Below are 22769 nucleotides of genomic sequence, written 5' to 3' on the forward strand. Positions count from 1 at the left end.
GGCACCCGCCCGCGCGATCCGGTCAGGCGGCCTGCGCCTGCTCCGCCTGCTGCCGGAGCAGCTTCTTGTCGGGCTTGCCCGCGTCCGTCAGCGGCAGCGCGTCGACGAAGGTGATCGTGGCCGGTTCGTACATCGCGCCGCGCGCCTCGCGCACCGCGGCGCGCAGCTCCTCGGCCTCCAGCCCGCTGTCCGGCGCCGCCACGACTGCGGCGTGCACCTGCTCCATGCGGTCCGCGTCCCGGACGCCGAAGACCGCGCTCTGCAGCACCTTCGGGTGCGAGTTGAGCAGGTCCTCCAGCTCGGTGGTGTACACATGGCCGCCGACGACCACGATCATGTCCTTGATCCGGTCGACGACGGTGATGTAGTTGTCCGCGTCGACGAAGCCCACGTCACCGGTGTGCAGCCAGCCGTCCTTGAGCACCTCGGCGGTCAGCTCGGGCTGCTTCCAGTACCCGGTCATCGTGCCGGCCGACCGGACGCAGATCTCGCCCAGCTCGCCGGCGGGCAGGTCGTTGCCGTCGGTGTCGCGGATGGCCACCTCGACGCCCGGCAGGATCTTGCCGGCCGAGCGGAGCCGCTCCGGGTTGTCCGGGTCGTGCTCCTCGGCGGGCAGCACGCTGATGCCGCCGGCCTCGTTCTGCCCGTAGAACTGCACGAGCACCTTGCCGAAGCGGCGGACCGCGTCCGCGATGCGAGCGGGCGAGGACTGGCAGCCGCCGTAGGTCAGGGCACGCAGGCTGGAGAGGTCGCGGCGCTCGGAGTCCGGGTGGTCCATCAGCTGATAGACCAGCGGCGGCAGCAGGAAGAGGTGCGTGATGCCCTCCCGCTCGATGGTGGCGAGCGCCTCGGCCGGGTCGAAGTCGTCGTGCAGCACGACCGTGCCGCCGGTGAGGAACATGACGTCGGCGAGCATCCCGGCGGCGTGCGCGATGGTGGTGCACACCAGCTGCTTCGGCGTGTACTCGGTCTCCTGCGCGGCGTGCATCATCCGCCGCATGCGGTTGAACTGCTCGAAGGTGGTGACGATGCCCTTGGGGTGGCCGGTGGTGCCGCCGGTGTGCCGGATGGTGCAGATGTCCTCCGGCACCGCCCGGGTCGCGAACGGCTCGGCGGGCTGCTCGGCGCCGAGCGCCAGTACGTCAATGCCTATCTCGCGCTTGGCCTCGCCGAGGGTGAGCACGGTGGGCACGGGCGCGCGCTCGATCAGCTCGGCGGCGCGGTCGGCCAGTCGCGGGTCGACGATCAGCGCGCGGGTCTCCACGTCGCGGACGATGTTGGCCTGCACGTCGGCGGAGAGCTTGTTGTACAGGTGGTTGACCCGGCAGCCGGCCAGGTTGGCGGCGTAGCGGGCCGCGATGGCCTCGGGGAGGTTGCCACTGAGCAGGGTGATCGTGGTGCCGCGCTCGATGCCCTGCGCGGCCATGGCATGCGCCGTGCGGTGCACCAGGTCGTGGAACTGACCGGCAGTCAGCCGCCGGTCGCCGTACACCAGGAGCTCCCGGTCCGGGTCGGCCGCGAGCGCGTCGAGGATGTCCTCGACGTAGGTACGGAAGGTGGTGTCCTGATCCGTTGAACTGTCCTGGTTTTCTTGGGGAGTTGTGGGGGTGGTCCGGGATACGGCTGCCTCGGCAGGCATGAATGTCCTCCTGAACACCGGCGCGCTCGTCCCCGCGCACCGGTGGTGGTACTCCATCGGTCGGTGGGTGCCCAGGGCCGGTCCGGCGCGCAGGGCGCCGCACCCGGCACAAGCGTTCCCCCGCCCCGGGAATTTGGTTGCCCCAGACAACCAATTCCCATGCTAGCGCTCACCCCCACCCCGCCGCACATCGCAAACCCACCAATCCAGGCACTTGACCCCCTCTTTCCCTTTCTTTTCCTTACTCGTTCCCCTACTTGACCCTTCTTTCGCGCAGGGCGACGGGCACCTCGCTTGCTGGATACGGGCGTACGTATCGGGAAGGATGGCCGCACCGTGGGCCGCCGCGCGGCCCGCCCTCCGCCGGAAAGGACAGCCCAATGCCCCGTCAGGCACCTGATCAGCTTGTCGTCACGCGAGCCACACCGGAGGACTGGAAGCTCGTGGTCGAGTGGGCGGCGGCCGAGGGCTGGAACCCGGGACTCGGCGACACCGCCTGCTTCTTCAGCCAGGACCCCGACGGGTTCTTCCTCGGCCGGATCGACGGCGAGCCGGTCTCCGCCATCTCGGTCGTCAACTACAGCCCGGACTACGCCTTCTTGGGCTTCTACCTCGTACGCCCGGACCGGCGCGGCCGCGGCCACGGCCTCGCCACCTGGAAGGCCGCACTGGCACACGCCGGCGAGCGCACCGTCGGCCTGGACGGCGTACCGGCCCAGCAGGACAACTACCGCCGCTCCGGCTTCGAACTCGCCTACCGCACCAACCGCTACGGCGGCTCCGGACCGACCGGCCACCCGGCCCCCGCGCACATCGTCCCCGCCGAGGCCGCGGACCTGGACGCGCTCATCGCGTACGACGGCACCCACTACCCCGCCGACCGCCCGACGTTCCTGCGCAACTGGCTCACCGCAAACAACCATCGGGCACTCGCCCGCGTCATCGACGGAAAGATCACCGGCTACGGCGTCATCCGCCCCGGCCGCGACGCGCACCGCGTCGGCCCGCTCTTCGCCGACACCGCCGACGACGCCCGCGCCCTGCTCGACGGGCTCACCGCCGACCTCGACGGCGCCCCCTTCGTCATCGACGTCCCCGAGACCAACCCGGAGGCGGTAACACTGGCCACCTCCCTCGGCCTCACCTCCGCCTTCGCCACGGCCCGTATGTACACCGGCCCCGTCCGCCCCATGGCCACGGCGAGCATCTTCGGGGTGACGAGCCTGGAGCTGGGCTAGGACGCCTCCTCCTGAGTGAATTCGAGAATTGACCATACGTTCGAATATTTCGCCGGACGGACGTAAGATCACTGGATACCGTGGCAAGCCGGACAAGACCTCACCAGAGGCACCTCATAGTGGAAAACGGAGGAAGGCAGGCCATGGCCGTTAAACCTGAGGGCACACCCATCTGGATCGACGCTTCGTTCCCCGACCTGGAGGCAGCGAAGACCTTCTACGGCGAAGTGCTGGGCTGGACCTTCGGCGAGAGCTTGGCGGAGTACGGCAATTACACCCAGGCGTTCTCCGACGGAAAGGTGGTCGCGGGCCTCGCGCCCAAGATGCCCGGCCAGGACTGGCCGACCGCCTGGTGCCTGTTCTTCGCCTCGGCCGACCTCCAGGCCTCCACGGACAAGGTCCGCGACCTCGGCGGACAGGTCGTCATCGACCCCATGGCCGTAGGGGACTTCGGGCACATGACGATCGCCGCCGACCCCGCCGGCGTCACCTTCGGCCTCTGGCAGCCCGGCACGCACCGGGGCTTCGAGAAGCAGGGCGAGCCCGGCTCGTACTGCTGGGCCGAGATCACCACCCGCGACGCCGAGCAGGCGGACGCGTTCTTCCCCGCCCTCTTCTCGTACGGCACGAAGAAGATGCAGGACGAGGCCATCGACTTCAAGCTCTACGAGCTGGGCGGCGACACCACCATCGGCCGGATGAAGATGACCGAGGACTTCCCGCCCGGGCTGCCCTCGCACATCAACCCGTACTTCGCCGTCGACGACTGTGACGCGGCCATCGCAAAGATCACCAAGCTCGGCGGACAGGTCCACTTCGGCCCGCACGACAGCCCCTTCGGCCGCTTCGCCGTCGTCTCCGACCAGCAGGGCGCGGGCTTCTCGGTGATCGACATGAGCACGACCAAGGGCGACATGCCGAAGATCTCGTAATACGGGGGGGGGGAGGGGCCGGGGGCGCCTGTGGTGCGGGCGCCTGGGCCGGGGGGGGGCGCCTGTGGTGGGGCGCCCCCTCACCTCATCGATTCCAAGGCCGCCACCAGCCGGGCCGTCACCGCCCCCGGCTGCTCCACATTCATCAAATGCCCGGCATCCGCAATCTCCTCGTACCGCACCTCACACGCCGCGCCCCGCAGCCCCTCAAGCAGGATCTCGGCAGCCTTACGCGGACAGAAGGCGTCCTGCGCGGCCCCGACGACCACAACGGGACACGCGATGTCGGCAAGCGCCGGGGTGAGCGGTCGCTCCCGCAACCCAGCCATCGCAGCGGCCGCATTGGCGTACCCGACCCCGTCCCCCACAGCCGCCATCCGCCGTTCCGTCACCGCATCCACATCCACGCCCCCGCCCCCGCTCCCGTCCTCGTCCCCGTCCGTACGATGCAACGCGGCCACTGTGTCCGCGCGCATCACCTCCGCCAGCCGCTCCCGATCACCGGCGCGCACGAGCCCGATCCGCTCCTCATAGAACTCCACCGCGGCCCTCCCCACCACCGTGGACGTACCGAACACAACAGCCCCCGTGACCAGTCCAGGCGCGACCGCCGCCGCAGCCAGCACCACCGCACCACCCAACGAGAACCCGACACAATCGGCCGGCCCCGACACCTCGCGCAGGAACTCCAGTAGATCGTCCCGCAGTTGGGCGAGCGAGCCATCCGCCGCACCGACCCCACTCCCCCCATGTCCCCGCAGGTCATACGCATACGTCCGCCACCCCCCGACCTCCCGCTGCTGCCGCCCCCACACCCCACCGTCCTCCCCCAGCCCATGCACCAACACCACAGCGGGCCCATCCCCGGCGACCCGGTAGCGCACGTCGATTCCGTTGAGCCGCACGCTCTCCTCGACCAGCACGTCGCTGCCCCTCCTCGGTTTCCCCGGCCACTCGGCCGTCATTTTTACCTCAGTCAACATTGCCCCAAGTCTCCAGAAAATCCGTAGGGGTGGTCTGGGGTGCCGGGCGGTTGTCTGGCTGACTGTGCCGGGTGTGCATGTCGAACGTCCGCGGAGATCGTGGCGGTCGTGGCTGTGGTGGTCATGACGGCCGCTGCCGACGACCGGCTGCGGCACACCGTCGTCGAGGTCTCGACCGGCGGCTGTGGCAGCGGCTGGGGGCGGCCGCGTGCCGGGGTGGCGGGCGCCGCAGCCCTCGCCGTGCACCGCCACCGCTCCCGCGGAGGCACGCCTATGGAGTGACCTTATGGAGTGACCTTCTCGAAGATCGCAGCCAGGCCCTGGCCGCCGCCGATGCACATGGTTTCCAGGCCGTACCGGGCATCGCGGCGGTGCATTTCCCGGGCCATGGTGGCGAGGATGCGGGTGCCGGTCGCGCCGACCGGGTGGCCCAGGGAGATGCCGGAACCGTGGACGTTCAGCCGCGCGAAGTCGGCCTCGCCGAGGTCCCATTCGCGGGTGCAGGCGAGCACTTGGGCGGCGAACGCCTCGTTGAGTTCGATGAGGTCCAGGTCGGAGATCTTCAGGTCCGCCTTCTCCAGCGCGACGGCGGTGGCGGGGACCGGGCCGATGCCCATGACCTTGGGGGCCACACCGGCCACACCCCAGGACACGAGGCGTACCAGGGGGCGCAGGCCGAGTGCGGCGGCGCGGTCCGGGTGGGTGACCACGCACATCGCCGCGGCGTCGTTCTGGCCGCTGGCGTTGCCCGCGGTCACGGTGGCCCCGGGGTCCTGCTTGCCCAGTACGGGGCGCAGGGCCCCGAGGGTCTCCATCGAGGCATCGGCGCGGGGGTGCTCGTCGGTGTCGACGACGGTGTCGCCCTTCTTCGTCCGTACCGTGATCGGAATGATCTCCTCGGCGAACACGCCGGAGGTCTGCGCGGCGACCGCCCGCCGGTGCGAGGTGACCGCCAGCTGGTCCTGTTCCTCGCGGTCGATGCCGTACTCGCGGCGCAGGTTCTCCGCGGTTTCCAACATCCCGCCGGGCACCGGGTGGTTGCGGCCGCCCGCGGTGGCGCGGCCCCGCGCCAGGCCGTCGTGCAGTGTCACGCCCGGCCCCTTGACGCCCCACCGCATGTCGGTGGCGTAGAAGGCGACATTGCTCATGCTCTCCGCGCCACCGGCGACGATCAGCTCGCTGACGCCGGACTGGACCTGCATCGCCGCCTGCAGTACCGACTGCAGGCCGGAGCCGCAGCGCCGGTCGACCTGCATCCCGGGCACGGTGATCGGCAGACCCGCGTCCAGGGCGACGACCCGGCCGAGGGCGGGTGCCTCGCTGGTCGGGTAGCAGTTGCCGAGGATGACATCGTCGATCGCGGCCGGGTCGAGGCCGGTACGCGTCAGGAGCCCTCGCAGCACGACCGTTCCCAACTCGGCCACGCTCAGGCCCTTCAGGGCGCCGCCGAACGCGGCTGCCGCCTTGCGGGTGCCGTTCCAGGTGCCCTTGAGGTGCACGTCGATGACCTGGTCGAACTGTTCCTCGGTCATCTTGCGCATGGTGGCATCGCGGGTGATCCCGGCGTTGTTGACCATGACGTCCAGCGAACCGAAGGCGTCCAGTGCGGTCTGGATGAGTGCGTCCACCTCGGCGGCGTTGGTGATGTCGCACCGCACCGCGCGCGCGACCTCGGGGCCACCGAGTTCCTTGGCCGCCGCCTCCGCGGCATCCAGGTTCAGGTCGCCGAGAACGACCTTCGCCCCCTCCTCGACGAACCGCTCGGCGATCGCGAGACCGATGCCCTGGGCTCCGCCGGTGATGATCGCGGTCTGGTCAGCGAGTAGCACCATGGTGGTCAATCTCCTTCATGCGTACGGTAGTTGTGGGCTCGGGCGTTGTGTACTCGTCCGGCAGGAGGCCGAGTTCGGTGCGCAGTACCTCGTCGGTGTGTTCGCCCACCCCCGGCGATGCCTTTGGCAACGACTGTTCGCCAGCCATCACCACGGGTGATCCGGGCGCCCAGTACGCGCCCACCCCGGGCTGCCGTACCTCCGCCATCAGCGGGTTCTCCCGCAGCAGGCGCGCGCCGTCGGCGGCGAGGTCCGAGAAGCTCCGGTACGTCGACCACAGCACGCGGGTCGTACGCAGTGCCGCCTCCGCCTCGGAGAAGGCGCGGGTCTCGAACCAGCTCGCGAGCAGATCGCCGAGCAGTGTGCGGTGCCGGTAGCGTTCCCGCTCGTCGTCGAAGTCCGCCCCGAGCGCGGAAGCCAACGCGGAGACAGTCTCGGTGAGGCCGGTCGCAGTGAGCAGGTCCCGCCAGTGTCGCGGGGTGAGTGTGACGATCATCAGTCGCTCGCCGTCGGCGGTGGTGAAGTCGCGGCCGAAGGTGCCGTAGACGTAGTTGCCGATGCGTTCCCGAGGGGTACTGCTCAGCTGCGCCTCGGCGAGGTAACCGAGGTTTCCGGCGGTGGCCAGCGCGACGTCCTCCAGGGCGACCCGCACCTGCTGGCCCTCCCCCGTCAGCAGGCGGTGCCGTTCGGCGGCCAGCAGTCCGGTCGTGAGGTACAGCCCGGCGGCGATGTCCCACGCGGGCAACAGGTGGTTCACCGGCCGCGCGGCGTCCTCCGGGCCGGTGACCAGCGGGAATCCGGTGGCCGCCTGGACGGTGTAGTCCACCGCGGTGCCACCGTCCCGGCGGCCGGTCAGCAGTACGTGGATCAGGTCGGGCCGACGTGCTCGCAGCGTCTCGTACGTCAGGTCCGGGTCCCGCTCGGAGTTGCTGATCACAATGCCGCCGCGGCGTCCGCCGCCGACGATCAGATCCGCGACGAGCCGGCGGCCCCGCTCGGACCGCAGATCCACCTCGATGGCGCGCTTGCCCTTGTTCAGCCCCGACCAGTACAGGCTCGTCCCACTGTCCGCCAGCGGCAGGCGGGTGCGGTCGGGGGCACCACCGACCGGCTCGATGCGGATCACATCGGCACCCAGCTGAGCCAACGTCAGCCCGCTCAGCGGGGTCGCCACATAGCTGGAGATCTCGATGATCCGCATGCCGCGGAGCGGCTGGGAGCGCAGGCTCATCGCGTCGCCCGTCGTGTGCCTCGTCGCGTCTCCCGTCGTGTCGCCCGGCCCATGGCTCATCGCGTCGCGTCCCGCAGCAGGTTCCTGCCGATGATCAGCTTCTGGATCTCGCTGGTGCCTTCGTAGATGCGGAACAGCCGGGCATCGCGGTAACAACGCTCGGCGACGGTGCCGCGCATGTAGCCCATGCCACCGTGGATCTGGACCGCGAGGTCGGCGGCCCTGGACACCATCTCGGAGCAGAACAGCTTGGCGGCCGAGGGCGCGATCCTGCGGTCCTCGCCGGAGTCGTACTTGTGCGCCGCGTCGAGGACCATCGCGCGGCCGGCCAGTACCCCGGTCTGTATCTCCGCGAGCATCGCCTGGACCAGCTGGAACTCGCCGATCGGGCGGCCGCCCTGCTTGGTGGCGGCGGCGTGTGCGACGGACTCCGCCAGGATCCGTTGGGCCATGCCGACACACAACGCGGCGATGTGCACCCGCCCGCGCACGAGGGACTTCATCGCGGTGCCGAAGCCGGCGCCCTCCTCGCCGCCGATCAGCGCGTCCTTGCCGACGCGCACGTCGTCCAAAAACACCTCGGCGGTCCAGGCACCCGCCTGGCCCATCTTGTGGTCCTTGGGACCGACGGTGACGCCCTTGCGGCCGGCCTCGACCAGGAAGACGGAGATGCCCTTCGTGCCGCGGCTCTCCGGGTCCGTCCGGGCGAAGACCACGAGCAGATCGGCCAGCGGGGCGTTGGTGATGAACCGCTTCGACCCGTTGAGGATGTACGCGTCACCGTCACGGCGGGCGCGGGTGGTCAGGCCCGACGGGTCCGAGCCCGCCTCCGCCTCGGTGAGCGCGAAGGAGGCGACGGCGCCCTCGGCGAGCCGGGGCAGCCAGTGCTTGCGCTGCTCCTCGGTGCCCGCATTGACCAGTACTTGGCCGGCGATGCCGTTGTTGGTACCGAACATCGAGCGGAAGGACGGAGTGGTGTAACCGAATTCGAAGGCGAGCCGCACATCCTCGTACAGGTTCGCGCCGAGGCCGCCGTACTCCTCGGGCAGCGTGTACCCGAACAGGCCCATTTCCGCGGCCTTTTGACGGATGTCCTCCGGTATCGCGTCGGTCTCCTCGATCTCGTCCTCACGAGGAACGACGTCCTCCCGCACGAAGCGGCGCACCGCGTCGAGCACGGCCTCGAAATCGCTGGATTCCATGCTGGATTCCATGGTGGTGTTTTCCCTTCCCGCGTTCATTCGGTCTCGGTCGGGGTGGTCAGGACCGCCAGGGCGTCGACGGCGACGGCTCCGTGTCCTTCCGGGCCGAGCAGCAGTGGGTTCACATCGAGTTCGGCGAGGTCCTCGGACAGGTCGGCGGCCAGCCAGGACAGACGCGCGATGGCTTCCGCGGCGGCGTCGATGTCGCGCGGCGGCTTGCCGCGTACCGCACCGAGCAGCCGGCTGCCGCGCAGTGACAGGAGCAGTCGCCGGGCGGTGTCGGTGTCGAGGGGGGCGACGGCGACCCGGCTGTCGGCGAGGGCCTCGACGAGTACTCCGCCCAGCCCGACCACGACGACCGGGCCGAACACGGGGTCGTTCTTGGTCCCGACGATCAGCTCGGTGCCGGCCTCAGCCATGCGCTGGACCAGCAGCCGGGCATCGTCGATCCCCGCCTCGCGGGCGATACGGAACAGGTCGTCGGCGGCCTCGCGTACGGCGTTGGTGTCGGTGTCGGTGTCGGTGTCGGCGAGTCCCAGACGTACGCCGCCGATGTCGCTCTTGTGCCCGATCCGGTCGGACAGCAGCTTGACCGCGACCGGGCCGCCGAGCTCCGCCGCCGCGGTCACGGCCGCGTCGGCGGATTCCACCGGGCGGGAGGCGGCACACGGTATGCCGTAGGCAGCGATCAGCCGGGTCGACTCGTCCTCGTCGAGTTGGGTCCGCCCGGCGGCCCGCGCCGCGGTCAGCAGGGACCGCGCGGCGGCGTCATCGATACCGTCGGGGCGCCGCGGCCGTGGCAGCGCGGGGCGCAGGCTGAAGTCCGCGAGCAGCCCGAGTGCGGCGGCGGCGCTGCCCGGGCCGGTGTAGCAGGGAATGCCGAGGTCGCGCAGCCGCTGCCGTGGGCGGCCGCTGCCGCCGGTCCACACCACGACCACGGGCCGGTCGGTGGACCGATTCGCCTCTGCGACGGCGTCGATGAGTTCGGTGGCACAGCTGTCCGCGCAGCCGAGGAGGACGGCGATCAGGTCGGTGTCGGGATGCTCGACGGCCACCCGGAGCGCGCGGCGGAGGATCTGCGGCTCGGCGAGGAGGGTGCCGGTGAGGTCGACCGGGTTGCGCGGCGATCCGTACGCCGGGATGGCGGCGGCCATCTTGCGCTGCCACGTCTCGTCCCACGCGCGTACTTCGAGGCCGTGCCGGGCGGCCGCGTCGGCCATCAGCGCGCCCGCACCTCCGGAGACGGACAGGCTGGTCAGCCTGCGCCCGCGGGCCCGCCGCCCGGTGGCGAAGAGCTGCGCCGCGTCGAGCATCTCCTCGGGGCCGTCGACCCGCAGGATGCCGTACTGCCGGGCCGCGCCGTCGAAGACCGCGTCCTCCCCGGCGAGTGACGCGGTGTGCGACTGTGCCGCGCGGGCGCCCGCCACCGAGCGCCCGACCTTGACGGCAATGATCGGCTTGTCCCGATCGTGCGCCTGCCGGGCGGCCGCCAGCAGCCGACGCCCACCGGTGACGCCTTCCAAGTAAGCCAGCACCACCTGGGTCTGCTCGGTGCGCACCAGCCCGTCCAGCAGCTCGGCCACCGACAGATCGACCTCATTGCCGGTGTTGAGGTAGTGCGAGATCCCGATGCCCAGGTTCTGCGACTCGTTGAAGACGAAGCCGCCGAACGCGCCGCTCTGGCTGAGGAAGGCCACCGGGCCCTCGTGCAGCGGTACGTCCTCGTCCAGCGCCGAGGTGAACGTGGGCATCGCACGGTCCCGTACGCCGATCATGCCGAGGCAATTGGGGCCGAGCACCCGCACCCCGCTCTCCTCGATCGCCGCCCGCAGGTCACGCTGGAGCGCCGCGCCCTCGCCGCCGAGTTCGGCGAAGCCGGACGCGCCCACGATCGCGGCCGGGATGCCGCGCCGGCCGCAGGCCCGTACCGCGTCGGCCGTCCGCTCCGCCGACAGCATGATCATCGCCAGGTCGATGTCGCCGTCGATGTCGTCGAGGCCGCGACGGGCCGGCAGGCCCTGGACGGTCTCGCGGGTGGGATTGACCGGCAGGATCCGCCCGGCGAACCCGAACCGCTTCAGGTACTCCACCGGCCGGCCCGACAGCTTGGCCGGATTGTCCGACGCACCGAGGATCGCTATGGAGCGCGGGTACAGCAGCTTTTGTACGGCGTCGCCGCTGTCGGCCGGCTTCGAATTGCGTTTGCTCGAACTGAGTTCGCTCGTACTGAGTTCGCTCGCAGGCACGGTCAACTCCTTGATCTACAGCGCGACATGGGGCGCCGGGCGGTCGGACTCCTCCACGCGGCGGGCCGACAGCGTGAGGAACGCCCGGGCGGCGAACAGCGACACCACGCTCGCCAGCACCGCGAACCCGATCGGCAGCACGATCGACCCGGAGGCGGTGAGCAGGGACTGCAGGATCACCGGCGCCAGGCCACCGAGGACCCCCGCCAGCCCGTAGGTCGCCGAGATCCCGGTGTAGCGGACGTTCGCCGGGAATGCCTGCGCGAACATCCCCGCCAGCAGGGCGTAATACATGACGTCCGGAATGGTCGCGAGCACCGCGCCCAGCATCGCGAGCGTCCAATTTCCGGTACCGACGAGCAGGAACATCAAAGGCAGCATGGGCAATTGCAGAACGAGCAGCAGGGTGACGGCCTTCCGCACGCTCCACCGGGTGGCGAGCACCGCCCCGAAGGGCTGCACCAGGAATTGCACCACACTGGCGATCAGAATAATCGTGAGGAAGTCGTTCTTCGCCAGGCCGACTTCCGCGGTGGCCCAGGACAGCGCGAAGGTGTCTCGCGCGTACACCACCGTGAACACGGTGAGGGCCGCCCCCACGCCGACCAGTACGGTCTTCGTGTTGCCACGGAACAGGGCGACCAGCGGCACCCGCACCGTCTGCTGGGACGCGCGCATCGCGACGACCGCGGGCGACTCCTCCAGGCTCAGCCGGATCACCAGCCCGACGACCACCAGCAGCGCCGACGCCAGGAACGGCAGCCGCCACGCCCAGCTCAGCAGCGCTTCGTCCGGCAGCTGGGCGACCGCGAGGAACGACAGCGTCGCCAGAATGCGTCCGGCCGGCGAGCCCTGCTGCGCGAACGCGCCGAACAGGAAGCCGCGTTCCTTCTTGGCGTGCTCGGTGGCGATCAATACCGCGCCACCCCACTCGCCGCCGACGGCCACCCCCTGCACCATGCGGAACACGATCAGCAGTACCGGTGCGGCAGCGCCGATCTGTGCGTACGTCGGCAGCAAACCAATGCCGACCGTGCTGACACCCATCAGCATCAGCGTCGCGATAAGCGCTTTCTTCCGCCCGATCCGGTCGCCGAGATGGCCGAAGACGATGCCGCCGAGCGGGCGCGCCAGGAAACCGATCCAGAAGGTGGCGAAGGACAGCAGAATTCCGACGGAGGCCGGGACCCGGGAAAAGAACAACGGCGCGAAAACCAGGGCCGAGGCGGTGCCGTACACGTAGAAGTCGTACCACTCGATCGTCGTGCCCATGAAAGAAGCCCAGCCCGCTCTGCGAGCCATCTTCTCGTCTCTCGGCAACTGCCCGGTTCGCATCTGATTCCCTTCCGGAATGGCGACCCTGCGTACGGACCCTGCTTATGAATCCTGCGGACGGCGGACGCGATGTGGCGCGATGTTGCTGCTCGGGAAACTAGGGGCAACGAACTAGTTTCGTCCAACACCAATCCTGCGTACGATTGATTCGCCGCAGCGACACAATGGGCTCTGACCAGCGCAAAGCAGAGGTGGCCGGATGGAACTGAGACATCTGCAAGCGTTCGTCGTGGTCGCGGAGGAGCTCAACTTCCGCCGTGCGGCGGTCCGGTTGCAGATGACGCAGCCGCCGCTGTCGCAGCAGATCAAACGGCTGGAGCGCGAGGTGGGGGTGGACCTGCTGCACCGTACGACCCGGCACGTCAGGCTCACCGGCGCCGGCGCGGCCTTCCTGACGGAGGCCCGGCGCGCACTGCAGGCGGCTCAGGCGGCGCCGGAGGCGGCCCGGCAGGCAGCCGCCGGGCAGACCGGCGTGGTCCGGCTGGGCTTCAGCGGCCCCACCTCCCACGAGGTACTGGTCCTGATGACCCGGAAGTTCCGCGAACACCGGCCGCACGTACGGCTGGAGGTCCTTGGCCCGGTCTTCGGGGGCGAAATGGTCGGGCGGCTCGGCCGGGACGAGGTCGACGCGGGACTCATCCGGCTGCCGGTGGCGGGCTCGGGGCTACAGATACGGGAGCTCACGCGGCACCGCATCACCGTGGCGCTGCCCACCGAGCACCCGTTGGCGACGCGCCCGGAAGTCGGCGTGCTCGACCTGCGCGACGAGCCCGTGGTCAGCCACCCCACCAACCGGGGCGCCGGCATCGTCTCCCTCATCCACAAGGCGTTCCTGAAGCACGGCACCAGCCCGAACATCGTCCAGGAGGCCCCTGACACCCACACCATCCTGTCGCTGGTCGGCGCCGGCGTGGGCATCGGCTTCGCCCCCGCCTCCGCGGCCCACCTGAAGGTGCCCGGCGTCGTCCTCCTCCCGGTCTCCGACATCCCCCCACTCCCCCTGGCCCTCGCCTGGCGCAAGAACGACCCCAACCCGGCCCTGCACGCGCTGATCGACCTGCTGGACGAGATCTCGGCAGAATGCAGAAGGAAGCCGGACGAGGCAGGCTGAGGACCGACCCTGTCGTCAGTCATCCGGCCGCCGCCCCAGGAGCGCGTCCTTGTACACGCCCTCGATCCGCTGCAGGACGGCGAGCTTGTACACGCGCATGGCGCAGATGGGGCAGCGCCCCTGTGGCACCTTCGTCAGCAGATGTTCGGTGCCTTGCGGGTCGATGATCTGTATCTGTACCCGGCACTCCTCATAGACGCCCCCGCACGGACACCGCCCGTACCAGCCCGGTCGCGGCTCGCTGCTGCCGTCGGTACGCGCTCCCGTGCTCATGCCGTCTCCCGTTCCGCGAGCTGGATCCGGCTCACGCACTGGATGTTGAAGTCCGGCGGCAGATCCCCGTACCCCACGACACTCGTCCGGGGCAGCACACAGGCCAGTATCCGCCGCAGCACCGGGCGAATGTCGTCGTCGACCAGCAGGACCGGTGCGCGTACCGTCGGCAGCAGCAGTGCGAGTTCCGCCCGTACGGCCTCGATCACCCGGTCCTCCGTCTCCTCGCGGCCGCAGCGGTCCGCATGGGAGTGCTGTCGCAGCAACTCATCGATTTCCGGGGCCAGGAGACAGGCCGTCAGGGCGTTCTGCCCTCCCGAGTGCTGGGCGGCGATCTGGCACCGCAGCCCGGTACGGACGAACGCCTCCAGCCATGCCGGGTCGCCGGGTCCGGTCGCCACGCCCGTACGGGCCGCGGTGACCGGATCGTCCAGCAGCAGGAAGCGGTCGGAGTCGGGCCGTGGTCCCGCATAACCGGCGTCGATGATCCGCTCCAGCAGTGGTGACAGATCGCGCAGCGACACGCCGTCGGTCGCCAAGGACCGCAGCAGCACCGCCAGTTCGCCGGCGTCGACACGGGTCCGTGCGGCGCCCACCACGGCGGGCAGCACGTCTTCCAGCACATCGAGCTGGGCCTGCACCTTGTTCCGGTGGACCAGCCAGCCGGCCCGGCTGCGCAGCTCCTGCACCAGGCAGAGCGCGATGTGCTCCGCCGGCGTCCGGACGGTCCAGCCGCTGTCCGCCAGCTGCCGGGACGCCGCGGCCGGAGCCAGCGCTCCGGGGAGTCCGGTGGTCGGATTCACCGCCGGACGGGCCGCGACTCCAAGGTGGGCGAGGTCTTCGGGGGTGCCGTTCACCATGACCTCGTCCGTACCGAGAACCGCGTACGGCGCGGTCACCAGGGAGTTCAGCCGGAACGCGAAGCACCCGGCCGGGATGCCGTCCGGTGGTACCACCCGTATGGCCGGGGTCAGCAGTCCATGTTCTTCGAACATCTCGACGGCCACCCGGCCCAGCAGGTCGGTATCGTCGCCCACGTCTCCCTTTCCCAGCAGCGGAGCGATCTCCTCGGGGACCAGCACGTCCACGAAACGGGCGGACAGCTTGGACAGCAGCGACTCCACGACAGTCGTCGGGTCGGTCTGTCGGGAGCCTCCGGCGTCTTCCCCGAGGGGTGTCACATCGTCGATGGTGATGCCGTGGTCGAGCAGTACCGACAGGACACCGGCCAACCCGTCCGGCGAGGCGGCAGCGGCGCTTGCGTACCGTGCGCGGACGCGCGCGAGCTGCTGCGGACCGAGCAGAACAGCGGGCCGCAGCTTGACCGCCTCGGCGCACACCGCCGCCACCAGCGCGGCAGCGCGTTCCTCCGGTGCGGCACCGCCGTGCCGCGACCACGAGTCCGGCAGCGGCGGATGCACGCTCTCGGGCTGTCGTCCGTCCGGCGCGGCGGCCAGCCGGGCGAGGAGTTCGGCCGGGTAACGGCACCGCTCCTCGCACACATGCAGCTGGATCCAGTCCTCGGGAGCCGGAGCCTGATCGGGTGCCGACTCCGGTGGCACCACGCTGACCTGTGCCTCGGTCCTGCCCGGTACGCCCAGATCCAGGAGTACCTGATCCAGCCGGGCGGCGACTTCGCCGGAGCACCGCTTCCTGCCGGATCCCGTGCTCAGCCACGAGGCCAGCGGTCCACGCACCGACACCCTGACCGGACAGACGACGGCGTCATTCATCGCTCGCTCCTTCGCCGGTGTCCAGCACACCCGCGCACCGGTCCTGTCCGGGACCGATGGCCCCCTCGGCGAACCGTTGCAACCACGGGCGCAGTTCCGGGTCCGAGGCGACGAAGGCAATCCGGCCGTCGTGGTCGGGGGCGTCTTCGCCGTCGAGGAGGTCGCACAGCTCCGTGGCGAGCCGGTGCTCGTCCGCCGGGGCGAGCGGCAGCGGCCCGGACTCCGCCAGCCACTCCGGCACCGGCACGCGGCGGGTGGCCGCGTTCCCCGGCAGGGTGGCGCGCAATTCGGTCCGCACCTGGCGCACGGTCCGCGCCGGTGCCGTCTCCAGCTCCGGGCTGTCCGCCAGCACCTCCACCACCTCGGGGGTCAGCGGTATGCCGTCCCTGGCGAGCGCCCGCAGGACCCGGGTGGCGGCCATCCGCCGGCCCCGGCGGTCCCGCGACAGACGTCCGGGCGCGACATCGTCCAGCCACCACTCCGCCTCGTCGTACCCCAGCAGCCGCCAGGCGTGCTGCCGCACCACGGCCGACACCTGCCGGAGCAGCGAGACCGGGTCCGCGGCCGTGCCCCGCGCCACCTCGTCCTCCTGAATGCTGACCGTGAAACCGCCGGGGGCCAAGGTGGGGCCGCCCCGGAAGCGGAAACCGTGCACGGGAAAACCCGTCGCCTCCCGTATCCGGTCGCGCGCCGCGGGCACGTCCTCGAACATGAATCTGCGGCCGCGCTCGCCCTCCGCCGGGTTGACCAGCGGCACCAGGTCGTCGGCGACGGCGATCCGGACCGGGGCGCCCGTCGCGGGCGTCGCGACGAGTTCGCCGTACCGCCGCACGAGGTCCTCCAGCCACTCCAGCTTGGAGCGGCGCACCTTGTACTCCGGGTCGTCGGACAGCTCAGCGGCCCGGGTGATGGCGGCGACGGCCTCGCGCAGGGCGGACGCCCGCCGCCCGCCCTGCTTCATTCCCTGCTCCAGGGCGCGCGCCAGATTGGAGTGGATCACGTCGTCCTCGGGCAGCTGCTCCAGCGCCGCGCGGTAGTCATCGACGGCTTCGGCGAAGCGGTCCTTTTCGTAGGCCCGGTTGGCTTTCCGGTTCAGCAGCGAGCCCAGCTGTTCCCGGTACAAGGCGTCGTCCTTGTCCAGCGCGTGCGCCTGCTCCAGCGCCGCGCGCGCACGGTCCCAGTCGGGCCCGTCCCAGTACAGCCGTACGAGGCTGTGCTGGTACTGCGCCTCGTAGTCCTTCCCCTTGATGTCACGGACATCGCGCAGCAACCGCTCGGCTGCCTCTTCCCCTTCCGTCTCGGCCGTCCGCTCGACGATTTCCTCCGCTGTTTGCACCAAGTAGGCACTGTCCGGAAACAGTCGCAGGCCGTTGAGGGCGACGACGTCCGCCCGCCCGTGCCGGCCGGCGCCGAGATGCGCCATCGCGATGCCGCCGTAGAGGTACGGCTCCAGCCGTGGCGGACGATAGGTCAGGGCCTGCTCGTAGAGCTCGATGGCACGGTCCCAGTCCTGTCGGTCCGCACAGACCGTCGCGAGCTGGTAGACGGCGGGCCAGTATCCCGGCTCCTGCCGGAGCACCCACCGGCACTCCCGCACGGCACGGTCGAGGTCGTTCTCCACGCGGTACACATCGGCCAGCTCCCAACGGGCGCTGTACGCCTTCGGGCGAAGATAGACCGCGGTGCGCAAGTGCCGTCTCGCCCGCTCGAGTTCACCGTTGGTCGCGTACGCCCTGCCGAGTTCGACGAGGGTTTCGTACCGGCAGGCGGGCTCTGCCGCGTTGGCCTGCGCGGCGAGCCGCTCGATCCGGCCTTTGCGGTGTTCGTACAGCTCAGGCCGGCCATAGAGCGCGATCAGCGACCGGTAGTGCTCCGAGTCGCAGCCCACGGTCTCGACGGCGCGCAGATAATGCTCCTCGGCGGCTTCGAATTCTTCGCGCTCCTCGGCCAGCTGGCCGAGCCGGTAGTGCCCACTGTTGCGCTCCGGACACGCCTCGATGGCGCGCCGGTACGCCTTCTCCGCACCGTCCGGGTCTCCTTCCGCCTGCAGCCATTGTCCCAAGCCGTCCCAGGCCCGTGGCTCCTCCGGGCCCACCCGCACAGCGGTGTCGAAGCAGTGCCTGGCCCGCTCACGATCCCCCTGCAGGTACAGCGCCAGCTCTCCGGCCGTGGTCAGCAGCTCGACCTGGACGCAGGGGCGGTACTGCGCGGCATCGAGCAGGTATTCCAGCAGCGGACGGGACCGTACCCACCGCCGCGCGTACGCGTCATCGGTCCACCTCACCAGGTCCGGCAGCCGGAGGCGGTGCCGCACGGCGGCCGGCAGCCACGCGTCGAGGAGGTGGTGGTTCACCGGCTCCCGGAAGTTCGTCATCGCCTCCGCGTAGCACTGCAGCCACTCCTGCACTCCGGCTTCCGGCCCGCGCTCCAGTGCGGTGCGTACGTCGGTGGTCACGGTGTCGCACAGCACCTCGACGACCCGGTGGCGTACCGCATTGAGCACCGGCAGCAGTGGCTGACCGGCCGACTCCGCCGCGCAGGCGTCCAGTCGCTCCAGCATCCGGTACACCTCGGCCCGGTCACCGGGCGTGCCACGCAGCGGTTCCAGGGCCTCGGCGGCGCGGTGCATGTCCGCATCGGAGAGGGCGGCGTCGCGGAAGGCGTCCGCCCTGATGGTGCGGAGGGACGCGGTGGGGACCGGGGCAGTGGACATCGTCCCTCCTATGGGGGTGTCCTCTTGCGTGGCTGCGTCGCAGCGGGTGTCACGGTCATGGTCAGAACCCTGCGGGCCTCGGCGCGGTGCGCGGACGGCGCGCGGCTCCGGCGGCGTCCTGCTCGCGTGCGTCGCTGACCACGCGCTCCTTTCGGCCGGGCATCCTGAAGTCGCCCTCGGTGCACTCGGAGCCGGGCGCTGTCATGACCAGACCCGAGCAGCCGAGCACGGGGCAGTCCGTCACCTGCGAGCTGCACACGTGGCACCGCGTCTGGCCCGGGATGAGGAAGGTGTCCCGGCAGTTGGTGTTCGGGCAGCGCTTATTGCCCTCGGGCGCCGTCCCACTCGCCACACCCTGGCTGTCGCCCCGGGAGCTCTTCCACCTCTCGGCGTACCGGGCGAAGGCCGACTCCTGCCGCACATAGATCACAGGAGTGCCGAAACAGCGGTGGTCCAATGTGTTACGACCGCGCCCCGGCATCGCTCCGAGCTCGCACCGGGCCAGGCTCACGGCCTCGTCCAGCCAGCTGCCGGCCCTCAGTTGGGAGTAGAAGTGGACGGCGAAGCGCTCGGCGTCGTCGATGCCGATGTCGTACTGCATCGCCACCACGGCAGCGACCCGCTCGCCGTCGGCGAGATCACGGGCGATGCTGCTGAAACTGCGCAGCGAATCCTCGGTGGCGTCGGGGCGTGCCCCTTCGCAAGCGTGCAGGAAGATCAGCCGACCACAGGGACGCACATCGGAAGACCCGGGCGGACTGTCCAGTCCGGAGCGCAGCAGATTGCAGACGGACACGCTGTCGGCCCAGTCCGCCTCGTCGACCTTCTCCGTGAGGTCGCCGCCCTTGGCGCGGCGAGCTTCGAGGAGGGCACGGGCGGCCCGCAGCTCCTTCTCGTCCTTCTTGAGGGCGAGTGCCCCTGCTCGGCCGTGCCCGATGAAGTGCAGGATGTGCGTGGGCCGTTCGAGGATCTTGGCGCGCAGCTGGGTACGAGTCGGGGAATCCACGACGTCCACCACGGTGTCGGCGGAGCGCAGCTTCTCGACAGCCTCGATCAGGTTGTCCGGCTTGGCTTGAGCCAGGCCCGGGGAGTTCGGGCGGGAGTCCACCACGAGAATCCGCAGCGGGGTCCCATCCGCCTCCGGAACAAGGACGTCGTTGTTGGGGACGTACCTGCTCAGCACCAGTTCGGTGTGTTCACCGGCGAGGAAGAACCCGCCCCCTTCCGGACGGGGCATGAAGAGGAACTCCCAGGGGTAGCGGCCCAGTTCCCGTGCCTCGCGGCGGATGACGAGGCGCAGCCGGAAGAACGCGCGCCCGAGATCGCGGTGCTTCGTGTACAGGGCGTAGGCCTCCTCGAAGGCCTGTCGCAGCAAGGGAGCACCGCCCTGCGGGCCCTGGTCGTCCGTCCCGAAGGCGATGGCGTACAGGCACCGGCCGAGCAGGGTGAATTCATCGCGCCGGCAGTGCTCGTAGTCGGCCACCCATCGGTTCAGCACCTTTACTGTGTCATGCAGGAGCCGGCCGCCGCCCAGCGGAGCACGTACGTGCTTGTCCACCTCACGCCGGTAGAGGACGTCGTCCTCGTACTCGCCGTGGGAGTCGTCGAGCAGCGTGAGCGTGGCGGTGACCATGGCGCGCCTCCGCCTACAGATCCAACACCGCGAGGGCCCGGGCGCGGGCCGGGTCCGGCGCAGTCCCTGCGTCCGAAAGGTGGGCGAGGCGGAGGGCCCGCTCACGCAGGTCCACCATGGTGCCCGTCCACTGCTCCCGCAGCGAGTCGGCGTGCTCCCACGTCAGGTCGGGGCTGGAGTACAGCAGGCCGGTGAGCGTGGCCATGCCGGCCTTGGTCCCGAGCCACCGTTCGTCGGTGACCGCTTCCGTTGCCTGCTGCACGACGTCCTGCCACACGCGGTACAGCGGGAGCCGGGTGACATCCACATTCTCCGGACGCACCCGTGCCACGCTGTAGAGGACGTAGTCCACCTCGCGCAGCGGCACCAGCCGGCCGTTCACGCGCTGTGCGAGTTCCCCCTCCCTGACGTGCAGGCCCGCCGGGTCGATCCCGTCTCCGGGATCGACCAGCGCGTAATGCGCGGGGCGCAGGCCGGGCTCGAACTCGTCCCGCCGGGCGAGCACCGGCTGGTCGCCACCCACCAGGGCGTCCACCCCGCCCACGACCACCTTGGCCAGCGCGGTGTACGGAGCGATTCCGGCCACCAGGTCGAGGGACCCGGCGGCGCCCTGCAGCACGTCGAGGAACGGCTGGGCGGTGTTGCCGGTCTGCAGCCGGTACAGCACGACGGAGAGCGCGAGGCCACCGGGCGGGGTGGGCTGCGGCCCGGCGACACGGGTGTTGGCGACCACGATCCCCTGCGGTGTCTCCACGCCGTGCCGCTGGATGAGCCCCGGGCCGACCATGGCGGGCACGACGACCTGGGCACCGTCGTGCACGAACTCGACGGCGATGAACACGACCGGGGTGAACTGACTGAACCACTTCTGTCCGTGAGCGAGGTGGAGATGATTGATCCGGACCTCGAAGTAGTCCCGTCCGGGGTCGAGTGTCCCGGGGTCCGGTGGCCGGTCCACCCGCGCGGGATCGATACATGTCCACAACGGCGGCCGCGCCGGCGCTCGCACCAACTCCCGCACCGCGTCCCGCAGTGCACTGAGACTGTCCGCAACACTCATCACGCACCACCCCCTCTCCTCCCCCTGGAAGGCGGCGCCTTGTCCAACTTTAGCCCCACTGGCCGGGAACAGGGAGAGCTCTGTCGGAGCACGAAGGACGTGCAGGCACACGGGCCCAACGACCCGATTGACGCCCAAGCCGGCCGGTGGTGTGCTCGTACTTCACCGATGCTGCTTCAGCGGCCCTGTCGAGTGAGCCATGTCGAGTGAGGCTGCCATGCATGAAGCCGAGGCCAACGGTTCTGGTGCTGCCGGACACCGTGATCAGCGTTCTGCCGGACTCCGTCCGCTCAAGCCGCCCGACGCGACACTGCGCACACCGGGCAGCTTCCCCGTCTACCCCGGCCTGACCGACTACCTGCTCTCGGTCACCAAGCACCCGGACCCGAGCGGCATCGTCCCGCATGTGATGGCGACCTGTTCCGCGTACTCCTATGCCGGTCCCATGCCGCACGCAGACCCGCGGACAGTGCAAATGATCATGGAGCGGATGGGGCTGCAGCGCAATCGCTGCCAAGCATTTGAACAGCGGGTGGACGCGCTGTTCGTAGCCTCCACGGCGTATCTCGTACAGAGTGAGGACCGCCGAGTGGCCATCCTCTGCTACCGGGGTACGCAACCGGAAGACGTCATCAGTTACCTCGCCGACGCAGACGTCTCCCCGGAGCGGCTCTCCATCGACCTCGACGGTACCGAGCACTACGTCCACGCCGGCTTCTACCGCAACATGCGTGTGACGCGCCACCTGGTCATCGAGGCGCTGGACAGGGCCGTCAAGGGGCAGTCCATCCTGCCCGAGGACGGGGACGACGCAGGCGAGAAACTGCAGAAGCTGTACATCACCGGGCACAGCCTCGGCGGCGCCATGGCCGCGCTCATGGCAGTCGTGCTGGTCAAGGAGCCCGTGTACAGGCACATCGCCGACAAGCTCGAAGCCGTCTACACCTTCGGGCAGCCCCTGATCGGCGATCCCGGTTTCGCCCACGCCTGCGAGCAGGCGGTGGACAACCGCGGCATCCACGTGCTCCGCGACCGCGTATTGCGCTATGTCTACTTCCGCGACGCCGTACCGCATCTCCCGCCCCGCCCCGTCGGCCGGTACGCGCCGTTCGGACGCGAATTCCGGTACGAGAAGGCCATGAGCCCGGTGAATACGGCGTTCTCCCGGCTCAGCGACGCGGTCGACGAGCTGGCGTCACTCCCGGGCGACATCCTGGAGACCCTGGGAGAGCTGCTCCAAGGGCCACGACCCGACCCGGCGGTCCCTGCCTACGAATCGATCGGTCGCGACGTATTACGGGTGGGATGTTGCCTGCCGAAGCAGGCTCTGCGGTGGATGGGCGCGGCCGCGCGGTGGGCGACGAGCGTGCCGCCGCAGCGGCACGAGGGGTGGCACGAGCGCACCGGCGCGGCCCGCTCGGGCTCGATGCAGAACCTGTCCGGCTTCACACTCGTGGCACCCCTCGCGTTCGTCGCCGTCAAACTCAACCTGACGCGGACCCTGCCGTTCAAGTACTCCTTCGACGACCACATGCCGACGCACTACATCTCCCGCCTGGCCCCCTCGGGCGTACTGAGCGAGTTCGGCGACGTCAGGTAGTGGTAGTA

At 70.1% G+C, this 22769-nt stretch carries 17 protein-coding genes; 5 read left to right on the forward strand and 12 right to left on the reverse strand.

Features of this window, described 5'->3' with window-relative positions; translation table 11 throughout:
• Positions 1–22 precede the first annotated feature (22 nt).
• Positions 23–1639, reverse strand: a complete 1617-nt coding sequence (locus AB0I82_RS03715; protein ID WP_363255418.1) for an AMP-binding protein — start codon at positions 1637–1639, stop codon at positions 23–25.
• Positions 1640–2019: 380 nt separating this feature from the next.
• Between AB0I82_RS03715 and AB0I82_RS03720 the strand changes: the two genes are divergently transcribed.
• Together AB0I82_RS03720 and AB0I82_RS03725 are read left to right on the forward strand one after the other, a co-directional pair.
• Positions 2020–2877, forward strand: a complete 858-nt coding sequence (locus AB0I82_RS03720; RefSeq protein WP_363255419.1) for a GNAT family N-acetyltransferase — start codon at positions 2020–2022, stop codon at positions 2875–2877.
• A 143-nt stretch (positions 2878–3020) separates the two neighbouring features.
• Complete coding sequence (locus AB0I82_RS03725; protein ID WP_363255420.1) at positions 3021–3809, forward strand: VOC family protein; 789 nt, start codon at positions 3021–3023, stop codon at positions 3807–3809.
• Positions 3810–3889: 80 nt separating this feature from the next.
• Here AB0I82_RS03725 and AB0I82_RS03730 read toward each other — a convergent pair whose 3' ends face one another.
• On the reverse strand, positions 3890–4792 hold the full coding sequence (locus AB0I82_RS03730; RefSeq protein ID WP_363255421.1) for an alpha/beta hydrolase: 903 nt from the start codon (positions 4790–4792) through the stop codon (positions 3890–3892).
• A 108-nt stretch (positions 4793–4900) separates the two neighbouring features.
• Between AB0I82_RS03730 and AB0I82_RS03735 the strand changes: the two genes are divergently transcribed.
• A complete protein-coding gene (locus tag AB0I82_RS03735; protein WP_363255422.1) occupies positions 4901–5074 on the forward strand; it encodes a hypothetical protein in 174 nt (57 codons plus the stop codon).
• A 2-nt stretch (positions 5075–5076) separates the two neighbouring features.
• On the opposite strand, the gene AB0I82_RS03740 is transcribed toward AB0I82_RS03735, so the two are convergent.
• The 5 genes from AB0I82_RS03740 to AB0I82_RS03760 are packed head-to-tail and all read right to left on the reverse strand — an operon-like array spanning position 5077 to position 12575.
• On the reverse strand, positions 5077–6624 hold the full coding sequence (locus AB0I82_RS03740; protein WP_363255423.1) for an acetyl-CoA C-acetyltransferase: 1548 nt from the start codon (positions 6622–6624) through the stop codon (positions 5077–5079).
• Complete coding sequence (locus AB0I82_RS03745; protein ID WP_363255424.1) at positions 6608–7915, reverse strand: CoA transferase; 1308 nt, start codon at positions 7913–7915, stop codon at positions 6608–6610. Before AB0I82_RS03745 ends, AB0I82_RS03740 begins: the two co-directional genes overlap by 17 nt.
• Positions 7912–9057: an acyl-CoA dehydrogenase family protein gene (locus tag AB0I82_RS03750; protein ID WP_363255425.1), complete on the reverse strand. Its 1146-nt coding sequence runs from the start codon at positions 9055–9057 to the stop codon at positions 7912–7914. Before AB0I82_RS03750 ends, AB0I82_RS03745 begins: the two co-directional genes overlap by 4 nt.
• A gap of 35 nt (positions 9058–9092) precedes the next feature.
• A complete protein-coding gene (locus AB0I82_RS03755; RefSeq protein WP_363255426.1) occupies positions 9093–11303 on the reverse strand; it encodes an acetate--CoA ligase family protein in 2211 nt (736 codons plus the stop codon).
• Positions 11304–11318: 15 nt separating this feature from the next.
• On the reverse strand, positions 11319–12575 hold the full coding sequence (locus AB0I82_RS03760) for an MFS transporter (RefSeq protein ID WP_363255427.1): 1257 nt from the start codon (positions 12573–12575) through the stop codon (positions 11319–11321).
• Positions 12576–12837: 262 nt separating this feature from the next.
• Here AB0I82_RS03760 and AB0I82_RS03765 point away from each other — a divergent pair, with 262 nt between their 5' ends.
• Positions 12838–13749, forward strand: a complete 912-nt coding sequence (locus tag AB0I82_RS03765) for a LysR family transcriptional regulator (protein WP_363255428.1) — start codon at positions 12838–12840, stop codon at positions 13747–13749.
• A gap of 15 nt (positions 13750–13764) precedes the next feature.
• Here the strand turns inward: AB0I82_RS03765 and AB0I82_RS03770 are convergent, their stop codons facing one another.
• The 5 genes from AB0I82_RS03770 to AB0I82_RS03790 all read right to left on the reverse strand — a co-directional run bounded on the left by AB0I82_RS03770 (position 13765) and on the right by AB0I82_RS03790 (position 21161).
• Complete coding sequence (locus AB0I82_RS03770; RefSeq protein WP_363255429.1) at positions 13765–14022, reverse strand: hypothetical protein; 258 nt, start codon at positions 14020–14022, stop codon at positions 13765–13767.
• Positions 14019–15755 carry an FHIPEP family type III secretion protein gene (locus tag AB0I82_RS03775; protein WP_363255430.1) on the reverse strand — a complete coding sequence of 579 codons (1737 nt, stop codon included), beginning with the start codon at positions 15753–15755 and terminating at the stop codon, positions 14019–14021. Before AB0I82_RS03775 ends, AB0I82_RS03770 begins: the two co-directional genes overlap by 4 nt.
• A complete protein-coding gene (locus AB0I82_RS03780) occupies positions 15748–18468 on the reverse strand; it encodes a tetratricopeptide repeat protein (protein ID WP_363255431.1) in 2721 nt (906 codons plus the stop codon). The genes AB0I82_RS03775 and AB0I82_RS03780 overlap by 8 nt, the downstream gene beginning before the upstream one ends.
• A gap of 61 nt (positions 18469–18529) precedes the next feature.
• Positions 18530–20101 carry a CHAT domain-containing protein gene (locus AB0I82_RS03785; RefSeq protein ID WP_363255432.1) on the reverse strand — a complete coding sequence of 524 codons (1572 nt, stop codon included), beginning with the start codon at positions 20099–20101 and terminating at the stop codon, positions 18530–18532.
• Between the two features lie 13 nt (positions 20102–20114).
• Positions 20115–21161 carry a hypothetical protein gene (locus tag AB0I82_RS03790; RefSeq protein WP_363255433.1) on the reverse strand — a complete coding sequence of 349 codons (1047 nt, stop codon included), beginning with the start codon at positions 21159–21161 and terminating at the stop codon, positions 20115–20117.
• Between the two features lie 217 nt (positions 21162–21378).
• Between AB0I82_RS03790 and AB0I82_RS03795 the strand changes: the two genes are divergently transcribed.
• Entirely contained in the window at positions 21379–22761 is a 1383-nt protein-coding gene (locus AB0I82_RS03795) for a lipase family protein (protein ID WP_363255434.1), read from the forward strand.
• Positions 22762–22769 lie beyond the last annotated feature (8 nt).

Source organism: Streptomyces sp. NPDC050315 (assembly GCF_040655775.1).
In the GTDB taxonomy this organism is placed as follows: Bacteria; Actinomycetota; Actinomycetes; order Streptomycetales; family Streptomycetaceae; genus Streptomyces.

Coding starts and splice junctions, on each gene's coding strand:
- AB0I82_RS03715 (WP_363255418.1), bottom strand. CDS start 1,639: ATGCCTGCCGAGGCAGCCGTATCCCGGACCACCCCCACAACTCCCCAA.
- AB0I82_RS03720 (WP_363255419.1), top strand. CDS start 2,020: ATGCCCCGTCAGGCACCTGATCAGCTTGTCGTCACGCGAGCCACACCG.
- AB0I82_RS03725 (WP_363255420.1), top strand. CDS start 3,021: ATGGCCGTTAAACCTGAGGGCACACCCATCTGGATCGACGCTTCGTTC.
- AB0I82_RS03730 (WP_363255421.1), bottom strand. CDS start 4,792: ATGTTGACTGAGGTAAAAATGACGGCCGAGTGGCCGGGGAAACCGAGG.
- AB0I82_RS03740 (WP_363255423.1), bottom strand. CDS start 6,624: ATGGTGCTACTCGCTGACCAGACCGCGATCATCACCGGCGGAGCCCAG.
- AB0I82_RS03745 (WP_363255424.1), bottom strand. CDS start 7,915: ATGAGCCATGGGCCGGGCGACACGACGGGAGACGCGACGAGGCACACG.
- AB0I82_RS03750 (WP_363255425.1), bottom strand. CDS start 9,057: ATGGAATCCAGCGATTTCGAGGCCGTGCTCGACGCGGTGCGCCGCTTC.
- AB0I82_RS03760 (WP_363255427.1), bottom strand. CDS start 12,575: ATGGGCACGACGATCGAGTGGTACGACTTCTACGTGTACGGCACCGCC.
- AB0I82_RS03765 (WP_363255428.1), top strand. CDS start 12,838: ATGGAACTGAGACATCTGCAAGCGTTCGTCGTGGTCGCGGAGGAGCTC.
- AB0I82_RS03770 (WP_363255429.1), bottom strand. CDS start 14,022: ATGAGCACGGGAGCGCGTACCGACGGCAGCAGCGAGCCGCGACCGGGC.
- AB0I82_RS03775 (WP_363255430.1), bottom strand. CDS start 15,755: ATGAATGACGCCGTCGTCTGTCCGGTCAGGGTGTCGGTGCGTGGACCG.
- AB0I82_RS03780 (WP_363255431.1), bottom strand. CDS start 18,468: ATGTCCACTGCCCCGGTCCCCACCGCGTCCCTCCGCACCATCAGGGCG.
- AB0I82_RS03785 (WP_363255432.1), bottom strand. CDS start 20,101: ATGGTCACCGCCACGCTCACGCTGCTCGACGACTCCCACGGCGAGTAC.
- AB0I82_RS03790 (WP_363255433.1), bottom strand. CDS start 21,161: ATGAGTGTTGCGGACAGTCTCAGTGCACTGCGGGACGCGGTGCGGGAG.
- AB0I82_RS03795 (WP_363255434.1), top strand. CDS start 21,379: ATGCATGAAGCCGAGGCCAACGGTTCTGGTGCTGCCGGACACCGTGAT.